Below are 22,293 nucleotides of genomic sequence, written 5' to 3' on the forward strand. Positions count from 1 at the left end.
ACTTCAGTAGCGATCGTAGGATAATTCCCAAAGTGTCCAATTCAGAAGCATTTGGTTGCAGATTGGGAAAAGTCTTACGGCTGGAGGGGGTAGGCGAGGGCTGCGCCCTCGATCGCTGGCAAGCCAGCTCCTACAGGAGGGCGGCGTTGGGGCATGAATTTGGGCTAGTCAGTTACTGCCGCAGGTAGAGCGCTACTTTTGAGAGCGGCGCTGTACCTGTGGGAGCCGGCTTGCCGGCGATTGGGCCGCAAAGCGGCCCCGGGATGGCTCAGAGAGTGCGCGGTCGGGTAACGCGATCAACCAGGTAAACCAACCCGTGATAGTCGATCCCGCTATGGCTGGACAACCCAATCTCACACGTCCGGCTGGTAGAAATCCCTTCACTGCAATACTGCACCGCATCCTTCAGGCTCCGCAGCGAATGCGCATTCAGCTCCGGCGTGGTGAACCCCTTGTCCCCCGCAAACCCACAACAGTGAATCCCTTCCGGAATCACCACCTGCTTGCTGCACCGCCGCGCCAGGTCAATCAGCGCCTGGCTCTCGCCAAGGTGCTGGGTGCTGCAGGTCACATGCACGGCCACCGGTTCGTCCTGCGGAGTGAACTCCAGCTTGTCCACCAGATGGGTACGGATGAAGCGCACCGGGTCGTAGAGGTCCAAGCGGGTGTCGCCCAGATCCTGCACCAACCGCAGGGTACAGGGGCTGGTGTCGCAATAGATCGGATCAAGCCCGCCGCGGCTGGCGTGCAGCAGCGCGTTGATCAGCTCCTGGCGCTTGTGCTCGGCCTGCTCGGGGTAGCCCTTGGACGCGAACGGCTGGCCACAGCACAGGCTGTCGGCGTTGTCGGGGAACACTACCTGATAGCCGGCCTTCTCCAGCAGGGCGCGGGTCTTGTCGAGCAGTGAGCTTTGCTCGCGGTCGTCGTAGGCGGGGCCCATCACCCGCGATACGCAGGCGGCCAGGTACACCACCCGTGGCCGGGCGTCGTTGCTTGCCGGGCCGATGTCGATGCTGCGCAGGGGCTGCGGCATGGCCGGGGTCCATTGCGGCAGGCGACCTTTGCTGACCTTGCTCAAGGTCGCGCTCAGACGGCTTAGGCGCGGGGCGCCCAGCAATTTGCGGGCGGTGTTGGCGGCAGTGAGGGTCAGGCGTGCGCCGCTCAGTGCGGTGTGGAAGTGCTCGGCCAGCCAGTCGGCGGCCTTGCCATGCTCGGCCGCCTGGCTGCGCAGCTTCTTAACCAGCTCGCCGGTGTTGATGCCCACCGGGCAGCGCTGGGCGCACAGGCCGGTGGCGGCGCAGGTGTCGATGCCCTGGTATTGGAAGGTCTGCAGTAGCTCGCGGGTATCGATGCCGGCGCGTTTCTTGGCCTGGATGTCGCGCCACATGACGATGCGCTGGCGCGGGCTGAGGGTCAGGCCCTTGGACGGACAGACCGGTTCGCAGAAGCCGCATTCGATGCACTTGTCGACGATCTCGTCGGCAGCGGGCAGCGGCTTGAGGTTTTTCAGGTGGATGTCCGGGTCTTCGCTCAGCACCACGTCGGGGTTGAGGATGCCGTTGGGGTCGAGCAGGCGCTTGAGCGCCCACATCAGTTGGTAGGCATCGTGCCCCCACTCCAGCTCCACGAACGGCGCCATGTTGCGGCCGGTGCCGTGCTCGGCCTTGAGCGAGCCGCCGAACTCCACGGCCACCAGGTGCGCCACGTCGTCCATGAAGGCCTGGTAGCGCGCGACTTCCTCGGCACTGTTGAAGCCCTGGGTGAAGACGAAGTGCAGGTTGCCCTCCAGGGCATGGCCGAAGATGATCGCTTCGTCATAGTGGTGCTTGTCGAACAGTTGGATCAGGCGGTTGACGCCCTCGGCCAGTTGCTCGATGGGGAAGGTCACGTCTTCGATGATCACCGTGGTGCCGGTCTGGCGCACGGCGCCGACGGCGGGGAAGGTGTCCTTGCGGATTTTCCACAGCTGGTTGTACACCGCTGGGTCTTCGCTGAAGTCGACCTTCTGTTCCAGCGGGTATTCGGCGATGGACGCCATGACCTGCTGCAGCTGCTCGTGCAGCAAGCTCTGGCTGGCGGCGCGGGATTCGATCAGCAGGGCGCAGGCGTTGTCCGACAGGCCCTTCACCCACAGCGGCATGCCCGGCATGTTCTGCACCGAGCGCAGACTGCGACGGTCCAGCAGCTCTACTGCGGACACGGGCTGGCGCTTGAGCACGGTGACGGCGCGGCAGCAGCTTTCCACGCTGGGGAATACCAGCAGTGCGCTGGCCTTGTGCGGGTGATCGGGCACGGTGTCGTAGGTGACGGCACTGATGAAGCCCAGGGTCCCTTCGGAACCGACCAACAGGTGCTGCAGGATATCCAGCGGCTGGTCGTAGTCCACCAGCGCGTTGAGTGACAGACCTGTGGTGTTCTTCAGCCGGTATTTGTGCCGGATGCGGCCGGCCAGTTCGGTGTTGGCGCGGGTTTCACGACCCAGGCGGGCCAGCGATTCGAGCAGGACGGCGTGGCTCTTCTCGAAGGCGGCGACGCTGGCCGGGTCTTCGCTGTCGAAGCGAGTGCCATCGGCCAGCACCAGGCGCAGGCCGGCGAGGGTGTGGTAGGTGTTCTGTGCAGTGCCGCAGCACATGCCGCTGGCATTGTTGGCGACGATGCCGCCGATCTTGCAGGCGTTGATCGACGCCGGGTCCGGGCCGATCTTGCGCCCGTAGGGGGCCAGCCAGGCGTTGGCCTGGGCGCCGATCACGCCGGGCTGCAGGCGGATCTGCTCGCCCTGGCCACGAATTTCTTTACCGCCCCAGTTGTCGCCGAGCACGATCAGCACCGAGTCGCTGATGGCCTGGCCGGAGAGGCTGGTGCCGGCAGCGCGGAAGGTGACCGGCACGCGCTCGCGTTGGGCCAGCTGGATCAGGCCGACCACTTCGTCTTCGGACTCGACGCGCACCACCAGCTTGGGGATCAGCCGGTAGAAGCTGGCGTCGGTGCCGAAGGCCAATGTCGAGGTCGGGTCGTCGAAGCGGCGTTCGGCGGGAATCAGGTGCTCGACATCACGCAGGAACGCGGCGGGCAGGCTCATGCAATCTCCTCGCGGGGCCACGGCGTCTGGCGCGCCGTGTGCCCCGGTCATTCAGGCGGTGGTGTGGCGGGCGCTCAGGCGCCCAGTTCGCGGACCAGCGAGTCGCGGCTGATCTCGCTGATCGACTTGGCGCCGGTCAGCACCATGGCCACGCGCATTTCTTTCTCGAACAGTTCGAGCAGGTTCTTCACCCCGGCCTGGCCATGCACGGCCAAGGCCCAGAGGAAGGCGCGGCCGATCAGCACGGTGTCGGCGCCCAGGGCGATCATGCGCACCACGTCGAGGCCGCTGCGGATGCCGGAGTCGGCGAGGATCTTCAGGTCGCCTTTCACCGCGTCGGCAATCGCCGGCAGGGCGCGGGCGCTGGACAGCACGCCGTCGAGCTGGCGGCCGCCGTGGTTGGAGACGACGATGCCGTCGGCGCCGAACTTGACCGCGTCACGGGCGTCGTCGGCGTCGAGGATGCCCTTGATGATCATCGGGCCGTCCCAGAACTCGCGGATCCACTCCAGGTCCTTCCAGGAGATCGACGGGTCGAAGTTGTTCCCCAGCCAGCCGATGTAGTCGGCCAGGCCCGTGGGGTTGCCGCGGTACTTGGAGATGTTGCCCAGGTCATGCGGGCGGCCCATCACGCCAACGTCCCAGGCCCATTCGGGGTGGGTCATGGCCTGCAGCACGCGGCGCATCGGCCCGTTGGCCCCGCTCATGCCGGAGTGGGCGTCGCGGTAGCGGGCACCGGGTACCGGCATGTCGACGGTGAACACCAGGGTTTTCACGCCGGCGGCCTTGGCTCGCTCCAGGGCGTTGCGCATGAAGCCGCGGTCCTTGAGCACGTACAGCTGGAACCACATCGGCCGGTTGATGGCGGGCGCGACTTCTTCAATCGGGCAGACCGAAACGGTCGACATGGTGAACGGAATGCCATGGGCTGCCGCGGCACGCGCCGCCTGCACTTCGCCACGGCGGGCGTACATGCCGGTGAGGCCGACCGGGGCCAGGGCCACGGGCATGCTCAGGGTTTCGTCGAACAGCTTGGTTTCCAGGCTGAGCTCGGACATGTTCTTCAGCACGCGCTGGCGCAGGGCGATGCTGGCCAGGTCCGAGACGTTGTGGCGCAGGGTGTGCTCGGCGTAGGCGCCGCCGTCGGCGTAGTGGAAGAGGAACGGGGGCAGCTTGCGTTGGGCCGCGGCGCGATAGTCGGTGGAGGCGGAAATGATCATGGATTCTCGCAGCGTGGGTTGAAGGAGATGCCGGGCGCGCTCGGGCGCCCGGCCCCTTTCACTTTAGTGATGAACCAGCATGCCGGTCAGCCAGTAAGCCTGGATCAGGGTGATCAGGCCGACGATGGTGGCGAAGAACAGGCTGTGCTTGACGGTGAAGCGGAACAGGTCCGATTCCTTGCCGACCAGGCCGGTGGCGGCGCAGGCCACGGCGATGGACTGTGGCGAGATCATCTTGCCGGTCACGCCGCCGCTGGTGTTGGCGGCCACCAGCAGGGTGTCGTTGACCCCGATCTGGTGCGCGGTGGTGGCCTGCAGCGAGCTGAACAGGGCGTTGGACGAGGTGTCCGAGCCTGTCAGGAATACGCCCAGCCAGCCGAGGAACGGCGAGAAGAACGGGAACGCGGCGCCGGTGCCGGCCAGGACCAGGGCCATGGTCGAAGACATGCCCGAGTAGTTGGTGACGAAGGCGAACGCCAGCACCATGCCGATCGACAGGATTGGCCAGCGGAGCTCCCAGAAGGTTTCCTTGAAAGTGGTCAGACCAGTTTTGAAGTTGATCTTCAGCACGGCCATGGAGATCAGCGCGGAGAGGAAGATCGCGGTGCCGGTGGCGGAGATCGGGTCGAGCTTGAACACCGCTGGCATGGCGGTTGGCGCGGTGACGATCGGGGCGGTCTTGATCACCAGTTGGTCAAGGTGCGGGATGGCGAAGTTGAACACGAAGTTGTACATCGCGCCGCCTGGGGCGAAGGCCGCCTTGAACGGTTTCAGGGTCCAGATGGTGACCAGCACGGTGAGGATCAGGAACGGCGACCAGGCCTTGAAGATCTCGCCGAAGCTGTACGGGCTCGGCTGGCTGCCGCTCGGTTGCACCACGGCGGCGCCGACGCTGCCCTTGGCCTGGGCGAACGAGCGCTTGGGCTGCCACACTTTCAGGAACAGGGTGAGGCAGATCAGGCTGGCCAGGGCCGAGGTGATGTCTGGCAGCTCAGGGCCGATGAAGTTGGACGTGAAGTACTGGGTCACGGCGAAGCTCAGGCCGGCGACCAGCGCTGCGGGCCAGGTTTCCTTGACGCCGCGCAGGCCGTCCATCATGAACACCAGCCAGAACGGCACGAACAGCGACAGCAGTGGCAGCTGGCGGCCGGTCATGGCGCCGATGTGGAAGGCGTCGATGCCGGTGACCTGGCCGGCCACGATGATCGGGATGCCCAGGGCGCCGAAGGCCACTGGTGCGGTGTTGGCGATCAGGCACAGGCCGGCGGCGTACAGCGGGTTGAAGCCCAGGCCCACCAGCAGTGCAGCGGTGATGGCCACCGGGGCGCCAAAGCCGGCCGCGCCTTCGAGGAAGGCACCGAAGCAGAAGCCGATCAGCAGTACCTGCAGGCGCTGGTCGTCGGTGATCGACAGCACCGAGCTGCGGATCACTTCGAACTGGCCGCTCTTGACCGTGAGTTTGTACAGGAACACCGCGGCAACGATGATCCAGGCAATCGGCCAGAGGCCGTAGAGGAAGCCGTAGCCCGCGGCGGCGAGGGCCATGTCGACAGGCATCTGGAAGGCGAAGATCGCCACCAGGATCGACAGGGCCAGGGTGATGCTGCCGGCGACGTGGCCTTTGAGGCGGAACACGGCGAGGGCGAGGAAGAAGAACACGATAGGGATGACCGCCGCCAGTGCGGACAGACCAAGACTACCAAGCGGGGAATAGAGTTGTTGCCAGGTTTGCATATGGGGTGGCCCCTAATTGTTGTTGGTGTTCGCACTGGCATTGGATAATTGGTAAGACCAATTTACAATGTCTGGTCGCTAGGTTAAAAGCGCCGTTGTCGGTGTGTCAATTTGTCCCGCGCAAAACTTTGGTCGCGTGCCGATGAATGGCTGGCTGATCGCCCGGGAAAATCCGTGGCTGATGGGTGCTGGCGTGGGCCGGATCGGCGAGAATAGGCGCCCCCTGAAATCTGCCGGGGGTTTGTGGAGAGCATGTGATGGTTTTTGATCAGGTCCGCCAACGGCGCCTGTCCGACGACATCGTCGATCGGTTGGAAGGGATGATTCTCGAAGGCACGCTGACCTCCGGGCAGCGGCTGCCGGCCGAGCGCGCCCTTGCCGAACAGTTCGGCGTGTCGCGCCCGTCACTGCGCGAGGCGATTCAAAAGCTGGTGGCCAAGGGCTTGCTGGTCAGTCGCCAGGGTGGCGGCAACTATGTGGCCGAGTCGCTGGGCTCGACGTTCAGTGATCCGCTGTTGCAGTTGCTCGAGCACAGCCCCGAGGCGCAGCGTGATCTGCTGGAGTTTCGTCATACCCTCGAAGCTTCCTGCGCGTATTACGCGGCCCAGCGCGCCACCGAGCCCGATCGTGTTCGGCTGAAAGCGGCTTTCGATACCTTGCAGGACTGCTATTCGCGGGCGGATGAGGTAACGCGTGCGGAGGAGGGTGCGGCGGATGCGCGGTTTCACCTGGCGATTGCCGAGGCCAGCCACAATGCCGTTTTGCTGCATACCATTCGCGGGTTGTTCGACCTGCTCAAACGCAATGTGGTGACCAACATTGGTGGCATGTACCAGCAGCGTACCGAGACGCGCGACATGCTGATCAGTCAGCACCGCGAGTTGTACCTGGCGATTGTCGAGGGCAGGGCGGAGGATGCGCGGGAGGTGTCCAGCCGGCACATTCTGTATGTGCAGGAGGTGCTGGAAGAGGCGCAGGACGAGGCCCAGCGGGTGGCGCGGGCGGAGCGGCGCAGCGGGCGGTGATATTCAGCGGCCCTATCGCCGGCAAGCCGGCTCCCACAGGTTTCGGCGCATGTCTCAAGACATGTGCTGCCCCCCTGTGGGAGCCGGCTTGCCGGCGATAAGGCCGCAACAGGCTAAAAGAAGTCTTACTCTTCCTTGCCCTTGTTGCGCACCGCACGCTGCAGCTCGCGGTTGGAATCGCGCTCGCGCACAGTGTCGCGCTTGTCGAATTCTTTCTTGCCCTTGCCCAGCGCGATCTCGCACTTGATCAGGTGCTTGCTCCAGTACAGCGCCAGGGCCACGCAGGTGTAGCCCTTTTGCGCCACCGCCGCTTCCACGCGCTCGAGCTCGCGCTTGTTCAGCAGCAGCTTGCGACTACGGATCGGGTCGGCGATGACGTGGGTGCTGGCGGTAGTCAGCGGGGTGATGTGGCTGCCGAACAGCCAGGCTTCGCCATCCTTGAGCAGCACGTAGCTGTCGGTCAGGTGCGCCTTGCCGGCCCGCAGGCTTTTTACTTCCCAACCGGACAGGACCAGTCCGGCCTCGAACTTGTGTTCGATGAAGTAATCGTGTCGCGCTTTCTTGTTTTGCGCGATGGTCCCGGTCGGATGTTTCTTTTGCTTAGCCATAGGGGCGGCATTATAGGCAAGTCACAGCGTCGTCGGCTATGGGATTTCGGTGTGCTTGAGCCACTGCATTGAATACCGGACAATACAGGCCCTGTCATACGCACAGAACCTGTTTTCGGCACGCTGCGAAGCGCCGCCACCCAGCCTTGGAAGTGACGCCTGGATGACTACCCATATTCAACGCTCCGCCCTGCTGCCGTACCCTGCCCAGGCGCTTTACGATCTGGTCAACGATGTGGCCAGCTACCCGAAATTCTTGCCCTGGTGTTCGGCCTCGACGGTGATCGAAGCCAGCGATACGCACATGCGCGCCAAGCTGGAGGTGGCCAAGGGCGGTATGAGCCAGCATTTCGTCACGCGCAATGTGCTGGTCCCGGGGCAGTCCATCGAGATGAACCTGGAAGAAGGGCCGTTCACTCAGCTGCATGGCGTGTGGGTGTTCAAGCCGCTGGGTGAAAAGGCCTGCAAGATCAGCCTGGACCTGTCCTTCGATTATGCCGGGCCCATCGTGCGGGCTACCTTGGGGCCACTGTTCAACCAGGCGGCCAATACCCTGGTAGATGCGTTCTGCCAGCGGGCCAAGCAGCTCCATGCCTGATCGCCCCTGAAGAGCGAACACAAAAAAGCCCGGACTTGTCCGGGCTTTTTCATGTCGCCTGCATTTACTGCGGCGAGGTTTCCAGCGGCGCGGGGGTCGGCACCGGAGTGGTTTCGATGGTGTCGATTTCGCGCTGGATGGATTCTTCCACCGAGCCTGGTTTGGCTGGTTTCTCAGGTTGTTCAGGCTGCTGCGTGGGCTGCTCGGACTGGGTTGCCGGGCTGACCGTGGTGTCGCTGCTGCCACCCAGGATTTCCTGGTCGCGGCTCACGCCTGGCATGAAGTCTCCGGACAGGCTGACCAGTTGGTCGCTGTCGTTGAAGAAGATACTCATGCGTTCTTGCTGGCGTTGTCCGCCACCTGGCTGCAAACTGTACAGGTAGTCCCAACGGTTGGTGTTGAACGTATCCTGAATCAGCGGGTTGCCCATGATAAACCTTACTTGCCGACGGGTCATTCCGGGGCGTAATTGGTCTATCATGTCTTGCGTAACGACATTGCCCTGCTGGATGTCGATTTTGTAAACCCCGGGAAACGAGCAACCGGCGAGTGCGAGCAGTCCCACTAGGGTGAGGCTGGTTAGCAAGAGCTTGGTGTTTTGCATCGGTGGGCGACTTCCACTATCTTGGCTGGACAACGTAAACCCCGATCATACCCGTATTAAGAGAAGCTGCGAAGCAGCATCGGCGAGAAAGCTGACCATGGTTGAAAATAGCGAATTGCGCAAAGCCGGTCTCAAGGTGACCCTGCCTCGAGTCAAGATCCTACAGATGCTCGATTCGACCGAGCAACGTCACATGAGCGCCGAGGATGTCTACAAGGCGCTGATGGAGGCTGGCGAGGATGTCGGTCTGGCAACCGTCTATCGCGTACTGACCCAGTTCGAAGCGGCGGGTTTGGTAGTGCGTCACAACTTCGATGGCGGTCACGCGGTGTTCGAGCTGGCGGACGGCGGTCACCACGACCATATGGTCAACGTGGAGACCAGCGAAGTGATCGAATTCATGGATGCCGAAATCGAGCGGCGTCAGAAGGAGATCGTGGCCGAGCATGGCTACGAGCTGGTGGACCATAACCTGGTCCTGTATGTGCGTAAGAAAAAGTAACGATTTAGATCGTTATGAATAGCGAAGGCGACCCTAGGGTCGCCTTTGTGCTTTCTGGAGAATGTATTGTCGGGTATTCCTGTAGGAGCGGCCTTGTGTCGCGAAAGGGCTGCAAAGCAGCCCCAGCAATTTACGCGGCGCCACTGGATTCCGGGGGCCGCTTTGCGGCCCTTTCGCGACACAAGGCCGCTCCTACAATTACCGCGCTAGCGAGCGACATCAAGCCTTGCCAGACACCACCATCTTGCGCGCATGGGCCAGCGATTCCTTGGTCAAATCGATGCCACCCAGCATGCGCGCCACTTCCTCGACCCGCTCGCGCTTGCCCAGGCTGGCCACTGCGGTATGTGTGGTGTCGCTCTTGCGCACCTTGTGCACAAATAAATGATGATGCCCTTGCGCGGCCACCTGCGGCAGGTGGGTCACGGTCAGCACCTGGCCGCGCTCGCCCAGCCGGCGCAGCAGCTGCCCGACGATCTCGGCTGTCGGCCCGCCGATGCCCACATCAACTTCGTCGAACACCAGTGTCGGAATGCGCGAGGTCTGCGCGGTGATGACCTGGATCGCCAGGCTGATACGTGACAGTTCACCACCCGAAGCGACTTTTGCCAGGCCCTTGAGCGGTTGCCCGGGGTTGGCGCTGACCAGCAGCTCGATCTGCTCCAGGCCGTGTGGGGAAAGGTCGCTGCCTTCGTTAGGCGTGAGCTCGATGCAGAAGCGCCCGCCCGGCATGCCCAGGCGCTGGACTTCCTGTTCCACGGCAATCGCCAATTGCTGTGCAGCCTGTTGGCGCAGGGCGCTCAGCTCGATGGCCCGTTGTTGGTAATGCTGCGCGAAGGCCGCCAATTCTTCACCTAGCCGCTCGATCGACTCATCGCTGGCATTCAGGCCTTCCAGTTCTTCCATCAGCCGCTGCTGCAGGTGCGGCAGCTCGGTGGGGTGCACCCGGTGTTTGCGCGCCAGGGTATAGATGGTGTCGAGGCGTTCCTCGAGCGCTTGCAGGCGCATCGGGTCGGCATCGAAATTGTCGAGGAAGCGGTTGAGCTCACCCATCGCTTCTTCTATCTGGATCTGTGCGCTGGCGATCAGGTTTGACGCCTCGCCCAATGCCTTCGGCGAATTGGTCGCGGCGCCCAGGCGGTTGAGGCTGGAGGTCAGGGCGCTGAGCACGTTGCCCGAGTCGCTCTCGCTGCATTGGTCGATGACCTGGCGGCAGATGCCGAACAGGGCTTCGGCATTGGTCAGGTTCTTGTGCTCCTGTTCCAGTTGCTCCAGCTCGTTTTCGCCAAGGCCCAGGTTGTCCAGTTCTTCCAGCTGGTAGCTCAGCAGCTGATGACGGGCGCGCTGTTCGTCACCGGAGTTGGACAGACGCTCCAGTTCCAGGCGTGTCTGGTTCCAGCGCTTGGCCGCAAGCTGCACCTGGCGAGCCAGGTCGATGGCGCCCGCGTACTCGTCGAGCAGGCGGCGGTGGGTGTCGGTCTTGAGCAGCGATTGGTGCTCGTGCTGGCTGTGGATATCGATCAGTAGCTCGCCGAGCGCCTTCAGGTCGCCAAGGGGGCAGGGCGTGCCGTTGATGTAGCCACGGCTGCGACCCTCGGCCGTGATGACGCGGCGCAGGATGCACGGCCCGTCGTTGTCCAGGTCGCGCTCGGTGAGCCAGGTGCGTGCTTCGGGAATGTCCGCCAGGTCGAAGGTGGCGAGGATGTCCGCCTTGTCGGCGCCGGGACGCACCACGCCGCTGTCGGCGCGATCGCCCAGGGCCAGGCCGAGGGCGTCGAGCATGATCGATTTGCCGGCGCCGGTCTCGCCTGTGATGACCGACATGCCACGGGCAAGTTCGAGGTCGAGGTGTTCGACGATGGCGTAGTTGTGAATGGACAGGTGCACCAGCATGGGGGCGGCTCCCGAAGATCAAGTCTGGTTATTTATACAGTACTTTTTTTGACCCTGCCAATGCCCTCCGGCAGATTTTGTGTGTGCCCGGAAAAGCCACTTGCCCCTTGAAGCTGCTTTTTCCGGCCCCATATAGCCGGCAGACACGGCGAGCTTTGCTCGTACAACAGAAATTACGGAGGAGAGACCCCATGGCTGACGAACAGCTGGATCAAGAAAACCTTAACGCCGAAGCGGCAGGTGCAGAGGATCTCGGTACCCGCGTGCAGGTGCTCGAGGAGCAGCTGGCCGCCGCCAAGGATCAGTCCCTGCGTACCGCTGCCGAGGTGCAGAACATCCGCCGCCGCGCCGAACAGGACGTGGAAAAGGCGCACAAGTTCGCCTTGGAGAAGTTCGCTGGCGACCTGCTGCCGGTGATCGACAGCCTGGAACTGGCCCTGGCCCACTCCAGTGCCGAAGACGAGCAGGTCAAGAAGATCCGTGAAGGCGTCGAACTGACCCTGAAGATGTTCCAGGACACCCTCAAGCGTTACAACCTCGAAGCCATCGACCCGCGCGGCCAGCCGTTCAACGCCGAGCATCACCAGGCGATGGCCATGCAGGAAAGCGCCGAGCTGGAGCCGAACAGCGTGCTGAACGTGTTCCAGAAGGGCTACCTGCTCAACGGCCGCCTGCTGCGCCCTGCCATGGTGGTGGTCAGCAAGGCGCCGGCCGCGCCGCAACCTTCGATCGATGAGAAGGCTTGAAATCCGCTGGGGCATCCCCATCTAAGTGTCAAGCCTTCAAGTATTTCCGCAGTTGGCCAACGTAGTCGCTGCTACCAAATTCAAGTTTCGGGAGAGTAAACATGGGCAAAATCATCGGTATCGACCTGGGGACCACCAACTCGTGCGTCTCCATTCTGGAAAACGGTAACGTCAAGGTCATCGAAAACGCCGAAGGTGCGCGTACCACCCCTTCGATCGTGGCCTACGCCAACGACGGCGAAATCCTGGTCGGTCAGTCGGCCAAGCGCCAGGCTGTGACCAACCCGCACAACACCCTGTTCGCAGTGAAGCGCCTGATTGGCCGCCGCTTCGAAGAAGATGTCGTGCAGAAAGACATCAAGCTGGTGCCCTACAAGATCGTCAAGGCGAACAACGGTGACGCCTGGGTCGAGGCTGCTGGCAAGGAAATGGCTCCGCCGCAGATCAGCGCCGAAGTCCTGAAGAAAATGAAGAAGACCGCCGAAGACTACCTCGGCGAGCCAGTTACCGAAGCGGTCATCACCGTTCCGGCCTACTTCAACGACAGCCAGCGTCAGGCCACCAAAGACGCCGGCCGCATCGCGGGCCTGGACGTAAAACGTATCATCAACGAGCCGACCGCCGCTGCGCTGGCTTACGGCATGGACAAGGCCAAGGGCGACCACACCGTCATCGTTTATGACCTGGGTGGTGGTACCTTCGACGTATCGGTCATCGAAATCGCCGAAGTCGACGGTGAGCACCAGTTCGAAGTACTGGCCACCAACGGCGACACCTTCCTGGGTGGCGAAGACTTCGACATGCGCCTGATCGACTACCTCGTCGACGAGTTCAAGAAAGAGTCCGGCATGGACCTGAAGAACGACCCGCTGGCCCTGCAGCGTCTGAAAGAAGCCGCTGAAAAGGCCAAGATCGAGCTGTCGTCCACGCAGTCGACCGACGTCAACCTGCCGTACATCACTGCAGATGCCACCGGTCCTAAGCACCTGAACGTGAAGATCTCCCGCGCCAAGCTGGAGTCGCTGGTCGAAGACCTGGTCAACCGTACCATCGAGCCTTGCCGCATCGCCCTGAAAGATGCCGGCATCGACGCGAGCAAGATCGACGACGTGATCCTGGTCGGCGGTCAGACCCGTATGCCGATGGTGCAGAAGGCCGTTGCCGACTTCTTCGGCAAGGAAGCACGTAAAGACGTCAACCCGGACGAAGCGGTTGCCATGGGTGCTGCCATCCAGGGCGCGGTGCTGGCCGGTGACGTGAAAGACGTACTGCTGCTGGACGTCAGCCCGCTGACCCTGGGTATCGAAACCATGGGCGGCGTGATGACCGCGCTGATCGAGAAGAACACCACCATCCCGACCAAGAAGTCGCAGGTGTTCTCGACTGCCGACGACAACCAGGGCGCCGTGACCATCCACGTGCTGCAAGGTGAGCGTAAGCAGGCTGCGCAGAACAAGTCGCTGGGCAAGTTCGACCTGGCTGACATTCCGCCAGCACCACGTGGCGTTCCGCAGATCGAAGTGACCTTCGACATCGACGCCAACGGCATCCTGCACGTGGGTGCGAAAGACAAGGCTACTGGCAAGACTCAGTCGATCGTGATCAAGGCCAACTCCGGTCTGTCGGACGAAGAGATCGAGCGCATGGTGCGTGACGCCGAGGCCAACGCCGAGGAAGACCGCAAGTTCGAAGAGCTGGCCGCTGCCCGTAACCAGGGTGACGCGCTGGTTCACTCGACCCGCAAGATGGTCGTTGACGCCGGTGACAAGGTCACTGCCGAAGAGAAGACTGCCATCGAAGCGGCTGTGGTTGCCCTGGAAGCCGCTGTCAAAGGCGACGACAAGGCTGCCATCGACGCCAAGGTCGAAGAGCTGTCGAAAGTCTCGGCTCCGGTTGCTCAGAAGATGTACGCCGAGCAACAGGCTGAACAGCCTCAGGGCGGCGCCCAGCAGGCCGAGCCGGAAGCCAAGCACGATGACGTGGTTGACGCCGAGTTCGAAGAAGTAAAAGACAACAACAAGCAGTAATCCCTGCATGTTGTCGGCCAGCTCACCGCCGTTTGGCGGTGAGCTGGTAGGATGTCGCCGCGCGGGGGCTTGCTCCCGCGTTGGTGTGTCTGGAATACGAGAATTTTTACAGCATCTGTCAAAGCCCACGGGGCGGCAGGTGCTGCGGCACAGCGCATAGCGCAGAGGTATGCCGAACGCCCTCAAGAGTGCAAATGACCTATGGCAAAGCGTGATTATTATGAGGTCCTCGGCGTCGAGCGTGGCGCCAGCGAAGGTGATCTCAAAAAGGCCTATCGCCGCCTGGCGATGAAGTACCACCCTGACCGCAACCCGGGTGACAAAGAGTCGGAAGAGCAGTTCAAGGAGGCCAACGAGGCCTACGAAGTGCTGTCCGACGCCAGCAAGCGCGCGGCATACGACCAGTACGGTCATGCCGGCGTCGACCCGAGCATGGGTGGCGGTGGTGCCGGCTTCGGCGGCGCCAACTTCTCCGACATCTTCGGTGATGTCTTCAGTGATTTCTTCGGTGGCGGCCGCGGCGGCTCGCGTGGCGGCGCCCAGCGCGGCAGCGACCTGCGCTACACCCTGGAGTTGAACCTGGAAGAAGCGGTGCGTGGCACCACGGTCAATATCCGCGTTCCCACGCTGGTCAACTGCAAACCCTGCGATGGCTCCGGCGCCAAGAAGGGCTCGACCCCGTCCACTTGCCCGACCTGTGGCGGTATCGGCCAGGTGCGCATGCAGCAAGGCTTCTTCTCGGTGCAGCAGACCTGCCCGCGCTGCCATGGCCAGGGCAAGATCATCACCGACCCGTGCGGCTCGTGCCACGGCGAAGGCCGCGTCGAGGAATACAAGACCCTGTCGGTCAAGGTGCCGGCTGGCGTCGATACCGGCGATCGCATTCGTCTGTCTGGCGAAGGCGAGGCGGGCACCCACGGTGGCCCGACCGGCGACCTGTATGTAGTGATCAATGTGCGCGAGCACGAGATCTTCCAGCGTGACGGCAAGCACCTGTATTGCGAAGTGCCGATCAGCTATACCGATGCCGCCCTGGGTGGTGAGCTGGAAGTGCCGACGCTGGATGGTCGGGTGAAGCTGAAAATCCCGGAAGGCACCCAGACCGGCAAGCAGTTCCGTCTGCGCGGCAAGGGTGTGGCGCCGGTGCGTGGCGGTGGTGCGGGTGACCTGCTGTGCCGCGTCGCGGTCGAGACCCCGGTCAACCTCAGCCGTCGTCAGCGCGAGCTGCTCGAAGAGCTGCGTGATTCGCTCGAGGGTGACAGCTCTCACTCGCCAAAGGCCAGTGGCTGGTTCGATGGCGTGAAGCGCTTCTTCGGCGATCTCTGATAAGGAAATGGCTATGCGACGTATTGCAGTGATGGGCGCGGCTGGGCGGATGGGCAAGACCCTCGTCGAGGCCGTGCAGCAACAGGCACCGCTGGCCGGCTTGACCGCCGCGGTCGATCGCCCCGACAGCTCGCTGGTCGGCGCCGATGCAGGCGAGCTGGCGGCCCTGGGCCGTATCGGTGTGCCGATCTCCGGCGACCTGACCAAGGTGGCCGAAGAGTTCGATGTGCTGATCGACTTCACTCATCCTTCGGTAACCCTGAAGAACCTGGCGTTCTGCCGCAAGGCGGGCAAGGCCATGGTGATCGGCACCACGGGCTTCACGCCCGAGGAGAAGCAGCTGCTGGTCGAAGCGGGCAAGGAAATCCCCATCGTGTTCGCGGCCAACTTCAGCGTTGGCGTCAACCTGTGCCTGAAGTTGCTGGATACCGCAGCACGGGTGCTGGGTGATGACGTGGACATCGAGATCCTTGAGGCGCACCACCGGCACAAGGTCGATGCGCCGTCGGGTACCGCGCTGCGCATGGGTGAAGTGGTTGCCCAGGCCCTGGGCCGTAACCTGCAGGAAGTGGCCGTTTACGGTCGCGAAGGGCAGACCGGTGCGCGCGAGCGTCAGACCATCGGTTTTGCCACGGTGCGTGCCGGGGATGTGGTCGGTGACCATACCGTGCTGTTCGCTGCCGAAGGCGAGCGTGTGGAGATCACCCACAAGGCGTCCAGCCGCATGACCTTTGCCAAGGGTGCGGTGCGTGCGGCGCTGTGGCTGGAAGGGCGCGAGCCGGGCCTGTATGACATGCAGGATGTGCTTGAGCTGCGCTGAGTCTTGCGGCGTTGCTGATGGCCTTATCGCCGGCAAGCCGGCTCCCACAGGTACGGCGCATGCCTTGAGTTTTGCGGGGTGCTTGTAGGAGCTGGCTTGCCGGCGATGGGGTGCAAAGCACCCCTTGTCGCAATCATGTGTTTTAGAGACACATATACGGTAGACCCAAAACGCACTTTTCTGTAAGCTACAGCTTTAGTGTGTCCACTAAAAGCGCGCAGCGAATTGAATTCAGCACATAAAAGCGGGGTGACGTGTCCATACGTCACTCCGCTTTTTTGCAACCTGCGATCGCCCTTTCATGCTTGATTTACGGGAGGTCTTCTTGACAAAGCCAGCCATACTCGCCCTTGCCGACGGCAGTATTTTTCGCGGTGAAGCCATTGGTGCCGACGGTCAGACCGTTGGTGAGGTGGTATTCAACACCGCTATGACCGGCTACCAGGAAATCCTTACAGACCCTTCCTACGCGCAGCAAATCGTTACCCTGACCTACCCGCACATCGGCAACACCGGCACCACGCCGGAAGACGCCGAGTCGGACCGCGTCTGGTCCGCTGGCCTGGTCATTCGTGACCTGCCGCTGCTGGCCAGCAACTGGCGTAACACCCAGTCGCTGCCTGAATACCTCAAGGCCAACAATGTCGTCGCCATCGCTGGCATCGACACCCGTCGCCTGACCCGTATCCTGCGTGAAAAGGGCGCCCAGAACGGTTGCATCCTCGCCGGTGACAACATCAGCGAAGAAGCCGCCATCGCCGCTGCCCGCGCCTTCCCAGGCCTGAAGGGCATGGACCTGGCCAAGGTCGTTTCCACCAAGGAACGCTACGAGTGGCGCTCCAGCGTGTGGGAGCTGAAAACCGACAGCCACCCGACCCTCGAAGCCGCCGACCTGCCGTACCACGTGGTCGCCTTCGACTACGGCGTCAAGCTGAACATCCTGCGCATGCTGGTTGCCCGTGGCTGCCGTGTGACCGTGGTGCCTGCCCAGACGCCGGCCAGCGAAGTGCTCGCCCTCAACCCTGATGGCGTGTTCCTGTCCAACGGCCCTGGCGATCCCGAGCCATGCGACTACGCGATCCAGGCGATCAAGGAAATCCTTGAAACCGAGATCCCGGTATTCGGCATCTGCCTCGGCCACCAGCTGCTGGCCCTGGCCTCCGGCGCCAAGACCGTCAAGATGGGCCATGGCCACCATGGTGCCAACCACCCGGTCCAGGACCTGGACACCGGCGTGGTCATGATCACCAGCCAGAACCACGGCTTCGCCGTCGACGAAGCTACCCTGCCGGGCAATGTCCGCGCCATCCACAAGTCGCTGTTCGACGGTACCCTGCAGGGCATCGAGCGCACCGACAAGTGCGCGTTCAGCTTCCAGGGCCACCCTGAAGCGAGCCCAGGCCCGACCGACGTCGCGCCACTGTTCGATCGTTTCACCGATGCCATGGCCAAGCGCCGCTGAGCATCCTGCATCAAGGCCCCGGGGCGGCTCGCGCCGCGCCCGGAAGCGCCTGACCCAGATTGTTCAAGACGGCTTGCCGACTGACCCGCGGATTTGAGTGACAACCATGCCAAAACGTACAGACATCAAAAGCATCCTGATTCTCGGCGCTGGCCCGATCGTGATCGGCCAGGCCTGCGAATTCGACTACTCCGGCGCCCAGGCCTGTAAAGCCCTGCGCGAGGAAGGTTTCCGCGTCATCCTGGTGAACTCCAACCCAGCCACCATCATGACCGACCCGTCGATGGCCGACGCTACCTACATCGAGCCGATCAAGTGGCAATCGGTGGCCAAGATCATCGAAAAAGAACGCCCAGACGCGGTACTGCCGACCATGGGTGGCCAGACCGCACTGAACTGCGCCCTGGACCTGGAGCGCCATGGCGTTCTGGAGAAGTTCGGCGTAGAGATGATCGGCGCCAACGCCGACACCATCGACAAGGCTGAAGACCGTTCGCGCTTCGACAAGGCGATGAAGGACATCGGCCTGGAGTGCCCGCGCTCCGGTATCGCCCATAGCATGGAAGAGGCCAATGCGGTCCTCGAAAAGCTCGGCTTCCCGTGCATCATTCGCCCGTCGTTCACCATGGGCGGCACCGGTGGTGGTATTGCTTACAACCGTGAAGAGTTCGAAGAAATCTGCACCCGTGGTCTGGACCTGTCGCCGACCAAAGAGCTGCTGATCGACGAATCGCTGATCGGCTGGAAAGAGTACGAGATGGAAGTGGTCCGCGACAAAAAGGACAACTGCATCATCGTCTGCTCGATCGAGAACTTCGACCCGATGGGCGTGCACACCGGTGACTCGATCACCGTTGCTCCAGCGCAGACCCTGACCGACAAGGAATACCAGATCATGCGCAACGCCTCGCTGGCGGTGCTGCGTGAAATCGGTGTCGAAACCGGTGGTTCCAACGTGCAGTTCGGTATCTGCCCGAACACTGGCCGCATGGTCGTGATCGAGATGAACCCGCGCGTATCGCGTTCGTCCGCCCTGGCTTCCAAGGCCACCGGCTTCCCGATCGCCAAGATCGCCGCCAAGCTGGCCATTGGTTACACCCTCGATGAGCTGCAGAACGACATCACTGGCGGCCGCACCCCGGCTTCCTTCGAGCCATCGATCGACTACGTCGTCACCAAGCTGCCGCGCTTTGCCTTCGAGAAATTCCCGAAAGCCGACGCCCGCCTGACCACCCAGATGAAATCCGTGGGTGAAGTCATGGCCATCGGCCGTACCTTCCAGGAATCCCTGCAGAAAGCCCTGCGCGGCCTGGAAGTCGGTGCTTGCGGTCTCGATCCGAAAGTCGACCTGGCCAGCCCTGAAGCTGCCGCCATCCTCAAGCGCGAGCTGACCGTGCCGGGTGCCGAACGCATCTGGTACGTGGCTGACGCCATGCGCTCGGGCATGACCTGCGAAGAAATCTTCGCCCTGACCGGCATCGACATGTGGTTCCTGGTTCAGATGGAAGATCTGATCAAGGAAGAAGAGAAGGTCAAGACCCTGGCCCTGTCGGCCATCGACAAAGACTACATGCTGCGCCTCAAGCGCAAGGGCTTCTCGGACCAGCGTCTGGCCAAGCTGCTCGGCATCACCGACAAGAACCTGCGTCGTCACCGCCACAAGCTGGAAGTGTTCCCGGTGTACAAGCGCGTCGACACCTGCGCTGCCGAGTTCGCCACCGACACCGCCTACCTGTACTCGACCTATGAGGAAGAGTGCGAGGCCAACCCGTCGACCCGCGACAAGATCATGATCCTGGGTGGCGGCCCGAACCGTATCGGCCAAGGCATCGAGTTCGACTACTGCTGCGTGCACGCGGCCCTGGCGCTGCGTGAAGACGGTTACGAGACCATCATGGTCAACTGCAACCCGGAAACCGTCTCCACCGACTACGACACCTCCGACCGCCTGTACTTCGAGCCGCTGACCCTGGAAGACGTGCTGGAAGTCTGCCGCGTCGAGAAGCCGAAGGGCGTCATCGTCCACTACGGTGGCCAGACGCCGCTGAAACTCGCTCGCGCCCTGGAAGAGGCCGGCGTACCGATCATCGGTACCAGCCCGGATGCCATCGACCGCGCCGAAGACCGCGAGCGCTTCCAGCAGATGGTTCAGCGCCTGAGCCTGCTGCAGCCGCCAAACGCCACCGTGCGCAGCGAAGACGAAGCCATCCGCGCCGCGGGTGGTATCGGTTACCCGTTGGTCGTGCGTCCGTCCTACGTACTGGGTGGCCGTGCCATGGAGATCGTCTACGAGCTGGACGAGCTCAAGCGCTACCTGCGTGAAGCGGTACAGGTTTCCAACGACAGCCCGGTGCTGCTCGACCACTTCCTCAACTGCGCCATCGAGATGGACGTGGATGCGGTCTGCGACGGCACCGACGTGGTGATCGGCGCGATCATGCAGCACATCGAACAGGCCGGCGTTCACTCCGGTGACTCGGCGTGCTCGCTGCCACCTTACTCGCTGAGCAAGGAAGTGCAGGACGAAGTCCGCGTACAGGTCAAGAAAATGGCCCTGGAGCTGGGCGTTGTCGGCCTGATGAACGTGCAGCTGGCCCTGCAGGGCGACAAGATCTACGTGATCGAAGTCAACCCGCGCGCCTCGCGTACCGTGCCGTTCGTCTCCAAGTGCATCGGCACCTCCCTGGCGATGATCGCGGCCCGCGTCATGGCCGGCAAAACCCTGAAAGAGCTGGGCTTCACCCAGGAAATCATCCCGAACTTCTACAGCGTCAAGGAAGCCGTCTTCCCGTTCGCCAAGTTCCCAGGGGTTGACCCGATCCTCGGCCCTGAGATGAAATCCACCGGTGAAGTCATGGGTGTCGGCGACAGCTTCGGAGAGGCCTTCGCCAAAGCCCAGATGGGTGCCAGCGAAGTGCTGCCAACCGGCGGTACCGCGTTCATCAGCGTGCGTGACGACGACAAGCCACAAGTGGCTGGCGTTGCCCGCGACCTGATCGCCCTGGGCTTCGAAGTGGTCGCCACTGTCGGTACCGCCAAGGTCATCGAAGCGGCCGGCCTGAAAGTACGCCGTGTGAACAAAGTGACCGAGGGTCGCCCGCACGTGGTCGACATGATCAAGAACGACGAAGTGTCGCTGATCATCAACACCACCGAAGGCCGCCAGTCGATCGCCGATTCCTACTCGATTCGTCGCAATGCGTTGCAGCACAAGATCTACTGCACCACGACCATTGCGGCAGGTGAAGCCATCTGCGAAGCGCTGAAATTCGGCCCTGAAAAGACCGTTCGTCGCTTGCAGGATCTGCATGCAGGACTTGAAGCATGAGCATTACCAAATACCCGATGACCGTCCAGGGCGCTCGCGCCCTGGAAGAGGAGCACCTGTTCCTGAGCAAGACCGAGCGCCCGCGCCTGAGCCAGGCGATCGGTGAAGCGCGTGAGCTGGGCGACCTCAAGGAAAACGCCGAGTACCATGCCGCCCGTGAGGAGCAGGGCATGGTCGAGGCGCGTATCCGCGATATCGAAGGCCGTCTGCAGAACTCGGTAGTGATCGATGTGACCACTATCCCTCACACCGGCAAGGTCATTTTCGGCACCACCGTGGTGCTGGCCAATACCGAAACCGATGACGAGGTGACCTACCAGATCGTCGGCGAGGATGAAGCCGACGTGAAGCAGGGCAAGCTCTCGAGCGGTGCGCCCATTGCTCGTGCCATCATCGGCAAGGAAGAAGGTGATACTGTCGTCGTCAAGACGCCGAGTGGCACGGTCGAGTACGAGATTGTCGAAGTCAAGCACATCTGACCGGCGCCTGCGGGCGCCATCCCTTGAGGGGATCCTCTGGCAACTGGCCCAGGTATTCTGGGTCGGTGGCCTGTGGGTTTTCCATGTAGGGTTGGTGCCGGCGCTCAAGGTCAGTGGCCTGGCACCCTTGCTGGTACAGGACATCGCCGGGCAGATTGACCGCTGGTTGATTGGCGTGGCGTTGCTCGGGCTGCTGACGCAGCTGGCGGTACTGGCGAGGGTCGACGGGCTGTCAGCCTGGTGGCGGCAGTTCCGCGGCCAGATGCTGTTGCTCGGCTTTGCGGCCTGCGTGGGGTACTACTTCCTGCGCTATGGCATCTCGGTCGGCGAGCGCTGGCAGATGTTCTGTTTCCTGGTGCTGGGCTTCTCCGGCATCGTGCTGGTAGCTCAGCCAGTCCCGGTCAGGGCGCGCAAAGCGCGCCACTGACAAGGCTATGCTGCGGCCCTTGTGGGAGCTGGCTCCCACACTGGGTTGGGCAGCAGTTCCCTGAACCGTTACTTGTAACGGTGGATGTTGGACAGCTGCTTGTTCGGCTGTGGGTTCTTGCGGTAGATCAGCGCTTTCTTGCCGATGGTCTGCACCAGCTCGGCGCGGCCGGCCTTGCACAGTTCGGCAATGGTGGCGGCACGTTCTTCGCGATCTTCCGAACGAATTTCGACCTTGATCAGCTCATGGTCGGCCAGGGCGCGATCCAGTTCGGCGACGACGCCTTCATTCAAACCGTTGCCAGCAACGATCAGGACCGGCTTCAGGTCATGACCAATGGACTTGTATTGCTTCTTCTGCTCGTTATTGAGCGGCATAATCTGACCCTTTCCGTCTGATTCTGTAAAATTGACCG

Annotated in this window: 18 protein-coding genes; 11 read left to right on the forward strand and 7 right to left on the reverse strand. The window is 62.6% G+C overall.

Annotated elements, in window-relative coordinates:
- Positions 1-268: 268 nt before the first annotated feature.
- The 3 genes from ACIPZB_RS22370 to ACIPZB_RS22380 all read right to left on the reverse strand — a co-directional run bounded on the left by ACIPZB_RS22370 (position 269) and on the right by ACIPZB_RS22380 (position 6,033).
- Positions 269-3,079, reverse strand: a complete 2,811-nt coding sequence (locus ACIPZB_RS22370) for an FAD-binding and (Fe-S)-binding domain-containing protein (RefSeq protein ID WP_400642707.1) — start codon at positions 3,077-3,079, stop codon at positions 269-271.
- A gap of 74 nt (positions 3,080-3,153) precedes the next feature.
- Positions 3,154-4,299, reverse strand: coding sequence for an FMN-dependent L-lactate dehydrogenase LldD (lldD, locus tag ACIPZB_RS22375; protein WP_008096246.1), 1,146 nt, complete (start codon positions 4,297-4,299; stop codon positions 3,154-3,156).
- Between the two features lie 63 nt (positions 4,300-4,362).
- Positions 4,363-6,033, reverse strand: coding sequence for a lactate permease LctP family transporter (locus tag ACIPZB_RS22380; RefSeq protein ID WP_400642709.1), 1,671 nt, complete (start codon positions 6,031-6,033; stop codon positions 4,363-4,365).
- Between the two features lie 257 nt (positions 6,034-6,290).
- Here ACIPZB_RS22380 and ACIPZB_RS22385 point away from each other — a divergent pair, with 257 nt between their 5' ends.
- Entirely contained in the window at positions 6,291-7,058 is a 768-nt protein-coding gene (locus ACIPZB_RS22385) for a GntR family transcriptional regulator (RefSeq protein ID WP_008096244.1), read from the forward strand.
- Positions 7,059-7,183: 125 nt separating this feature from the next.
- Here the strand turns inward: ACIPZB_RS22385 and smpB are convergent, their stop codons facing one another.
- Entirely contained in the window at positions 7,184-7,666 is a 483-nt protein-coding gene (gene smpB, locus ACIPZB_RS22390; RefSeq protein ID WP_008096242.1) for an SsrA-binding protein SmpB, read from the reverse strand.
- A 163-nt stretch (positions 7,667-7,829) separates the two neighbouring features.
- Between smpB and ACIPZB_RS22395 the strand changes: the two genes are divergently transcribed.
- Positions 7,830-8,264: a type II toxin-antitoxin system RatA family toxin gene (locus tag ACIPZB_RS22395; protein WP_400642712.1), complete on the forward strand. Its 435-nt coding sequence runs from the start codon at positions 7,830-7,832 to the stop codon at positions 8,262-8,264.
- A gap of 64 nt (positions 8,265-8,328) precedes the next feature.
- Here ACIPZB_RS22395 and ACIPZB_RS22400 read toward each other — a convergent pair whose 3' ends face one another.
- Positions 8,329-8,868, reverse strand: a complete 540-nt coding sequence (locus ACIPZB_RS22400) for an outer membrane protein assembly factor BamE (protein ID WP_400642713.1) — start codon at positions 8,866-8,868, stop codon at positions 8,329-8,331.
- 97 nt (positions 8,869-8,965) lie between these two features.
- Between ACIPZB_RS22400 and fur the strand changes: the two genes are divergently transcribed.
- Positions 8,966-9,370, forward strand: coding sequence for a ferric iron uptake transcriptional regulator (fur, locus tag ACIPZB_RS22405; RefSeq protein WP_008096237.1), 405 nt, complete (start codon positions 8,966-8,968; stop codon positions 9,368-9,370).
- 219 nt (positions 9,371-9,589) lie between these two features.
- Here the strand turns inward: fur and recN are convergent, their stop codons facing one another.
- Positions 9,590-11,263 carry a DNA repair protein RecN gene (gene recN / locus ACIPZB_RS22410; protein ID WP_400642715.1) on the reverse strand — a complete coding sequence of 558 codons (1,674 nt, stop codon included), beginning with the start codon at positions 11,261-11,263 and terminating at the stop codon, positions 9,590-9,592.
- Between the two features lie 191 nt (positions 11,264-11,454).
- Between recN and grpE the strand changes: the two genes are divergently transcribed.
- The 8 genes from grpE to ACIPZB_RS22450 all read left to right on the forward strand — a co-directional run bounded on the left by grpE (position 11,455) and on the right by ACIPZB_RS22450 (position 21,878).
- Positions 11,455-12,009, forward strand: a complete 555-nt coding sequence (grpE, locus tag ACIPZB_RS22415) for a nucleotide exchange factor GrpE (protein ID WP_400642716.1) — start codon at positions 11,455-11,457, stop codon at positions 12,007-12,009.
- 101 nt (positions 12,010-12,110) lie between these two features.
- Positions 12,111-14,036 (forward strand): molecular chaperone DnaK, encoded by a 1,926-nt coding sequence (gene dnaK, locus ACIPZB_RS22420; protein WP_008096230.1) that lies wholly within the window; start codon positions 12,111-12,113, stop codon positions 14,034-14,036.
- Between the two features lie 201 nt (positions 14,037-14,237).
- Positions 14,238-15,362, forward strand: a complete 1,125-nt coding sequence (dnaJ, locus tag ACIPZB_RS22425; RefSeq protein ID WP_008096229.1) for a molecular chaperone DnaJ — start codon at positions 14,238-14,240, stop codon at positions 15,360-15,362.
- Positions 15,363-15,375: 13 nt separating this feature from the next.
- Complete coding sequence (gene dapB / locus ACIPZB_RS22430; RefSeq protein ID WP_400642717.1) at positions 15,376-16,182, forward strand: 4-hydroxy-tetrahydrodipicolinate reductase; 807 nt, start codon at positions 15,376-15,378, stop codon at positions 16,180-16,182.
- Positions 16,183-16,507: 325 nt separating this feature from the next.
- The gene (gene carA / locus ACIPZB_RS22435; RefSeq protein WP_400642718.1) at positions 16,508-17,644 is read left to right on the forward strand and encodes a glutamine-hydrolyzing carbamoyl-phosphate synthase small subunit; all 1,137 of its coding nucleotides are present in this window, start codon (positions 16,508-16,510) and stop codon (positions 17,642-17,644) included.
- Positions 17,645-17,750: 106 nt separating this feature from the next.
- Positions 17,751-20,972, forward strand: coding sequence for a carbamoyl-phosphate synthase large subunit (gene carB / locus ACIPZB_RS22440; protein WP_400642719.1), 3,222 nt, complete (start codon positions 17,751-17,753; stop codon positions 20,970-20,972).
- Positions 20,969-21,451, forward strand: coding sequence for a transcription elongation factor GreA (greA, locus tag ACIPZB_RS22445; RefSeq protein ID WP_008098898.1), 483 nt, complete (start codon positions 20,969-20,971; stop codon positions 21,449-21,451). Before carB ends, greA begins: the two co-directional genes overlap by 4 nt.
- Positions 21,429-21,878 carry a hypothetical protein gene (locus ACIPZB_RS22450; protein WP_008098900.1) on the forward strand — a complete coding sequence of 150 codons (450 nt, stop codon included), beginning with the start codon at positions 21,429-21,431 and terminating at the stop codon, positions 21,876-21,878. Before greA ends, ACIPZB_RS22450 begins: the two co-directional genes overlap by 23 nt.
- Before the next feature lie 68 nt (positions 21,879-21,946).
- Here ACIPZB_RS22450 and yhbY read toward each other — a convergent pair whose 3' ends face one another.
- The gene (gene yhbY, locus ACIPZB_RS22455; RefSeq protein ID WP_008098902.1) at positions 21,947-22,255 is read right to left on the reverse strand and encodes a ribosome assembly RNA-binding protein YhbY; all 309 of its coding nucleotides are present in this window, start codon (positions 22,253-22,255) and stop codon (positions 21,947-21,949) included.
- Positions 22,256-22,293 lie beyond the last annotated feature (38 nt).

The organism is Pseudomonas sp. NPDC089396, from assembly GCF_044749545.1.
Classification (GTDB): domain Bacteria; phylum Pseudomonadota; class Gammaproteobacteria; order Pseudomonadales; family Pseudomonadaceae; genus Aquipseudomonas.

Excerpts from the sequence above, each read along its gene's own strand:
- ACIPZB_RS22395 (WP_400642712.1), top strand. The coding sequence starts at position 7,830 with ATGACTACCCATATTCAACGCTCCGCCCTGCTGCCGTACCCTGCCCAG.
- dapB (WP_400642717.1), top strand. The coding sequence starts at position 15,376 with ATGCGACGTATTGCAGTGATGGGCGCGGCTGGGCGGATGGGCAAGACC.
- yhbY (WP_008098902.1), bottom strand. The coding sequence starts at position 22,255 with ATGCCGCTCAATAACGAGCAGAAGAAGCAATACAAGTCCATTGGTCAT.
- fur (WP_008096237.1), top strand. The coding sequence starts at position 8,966 with ATGGTTGAAAATAGCGAATTGCGCAAAGCCGGTCTCAAGGTGACCCTG.
- lldD (WP_008096246.1), bottom strand. The coding sequence starts at position 4,299 with ATGATCATTTCCGCCTCCACCGACTATCGCGCCGCGGCCCAACGCAAG.
- grpE (WP_400642716.1), top strand. The coding sequence starts at position 11,455 with ATGGCTGACGAACAGCTGGATCAAGAAAACCTTAACGCCGAAGCGGCA.
- ACIPZB_RS22385 (WP_008096244.1), top strand. The coding sequence starts at position 6,291 with ATGGTTTTTGATCAGGTCCGCCAACGGCGCCTGTCCGACGACATCGTC.
- dnaK (WP_008096230.1), top strand. The coding sequence starts at position 12,111 with ATGGGCAAAATCATCGGTATCGACCTGGGGACCACCAACTCGTGCGTC.
- greA (WP_008098898.1), top strand. The coding sequence starts at position 20,969 with ATGAGCATTACCAAATACCCGATGACCGTCCAGGGCGCTCGCGCCCTG.
- ACIPZB_RS22380 (WP_400642709.1), bottom strand. The coding sequence starts at position 6,033 with ATGCAAACCTGGCAACAACTCTATTCCCCGCTTGGTAGTCTTGGTCTG.
- ACIPZB_RS22370 (WP_400642707.1), bottom strand. The coding sequence starts at position 3,079 with ATGAGCCTGCCCGCCGCGTTCCTGCGTGATGTCGAGCACCTGATTCCC.
- dnaJ (WP_008096229.1), top strand. The coding sequence starts at position 14,238 with ATGGCAAAGCGTGATTATTATGAGGTCCTCGGCGTCGAGCGTGGCGCC.
- ACIPZB_RS22400 (WP_400642713.1), bottom strand. The coding sequence starts at position 8,868 with ATGCAAAACACCAAGCTCTTGCTAACCAGCCTCACCCTAGTGGGACTG.
- carB (WP_400642719.1), top strand. The coding sequence starts at position 17,751 with ATGCCAAAACGTACAGACATCAAAAGCATCCTGATTCTCGGCGCTGGC.
- smpB (WP_008096242.1), bottom strand. The coding sequence starts at position 7,666 with ATGGCTAAGCAAAAGAAACATCCGACCGGGACCATCGCGCAAAACAAG.
- recN (WP_400642715.1), bottom strand. The coding sequence starts at position 11,263 with ATGCTGGTGCACCTGTCCATTCACAACTACGCCATCGTCGAACACCTC.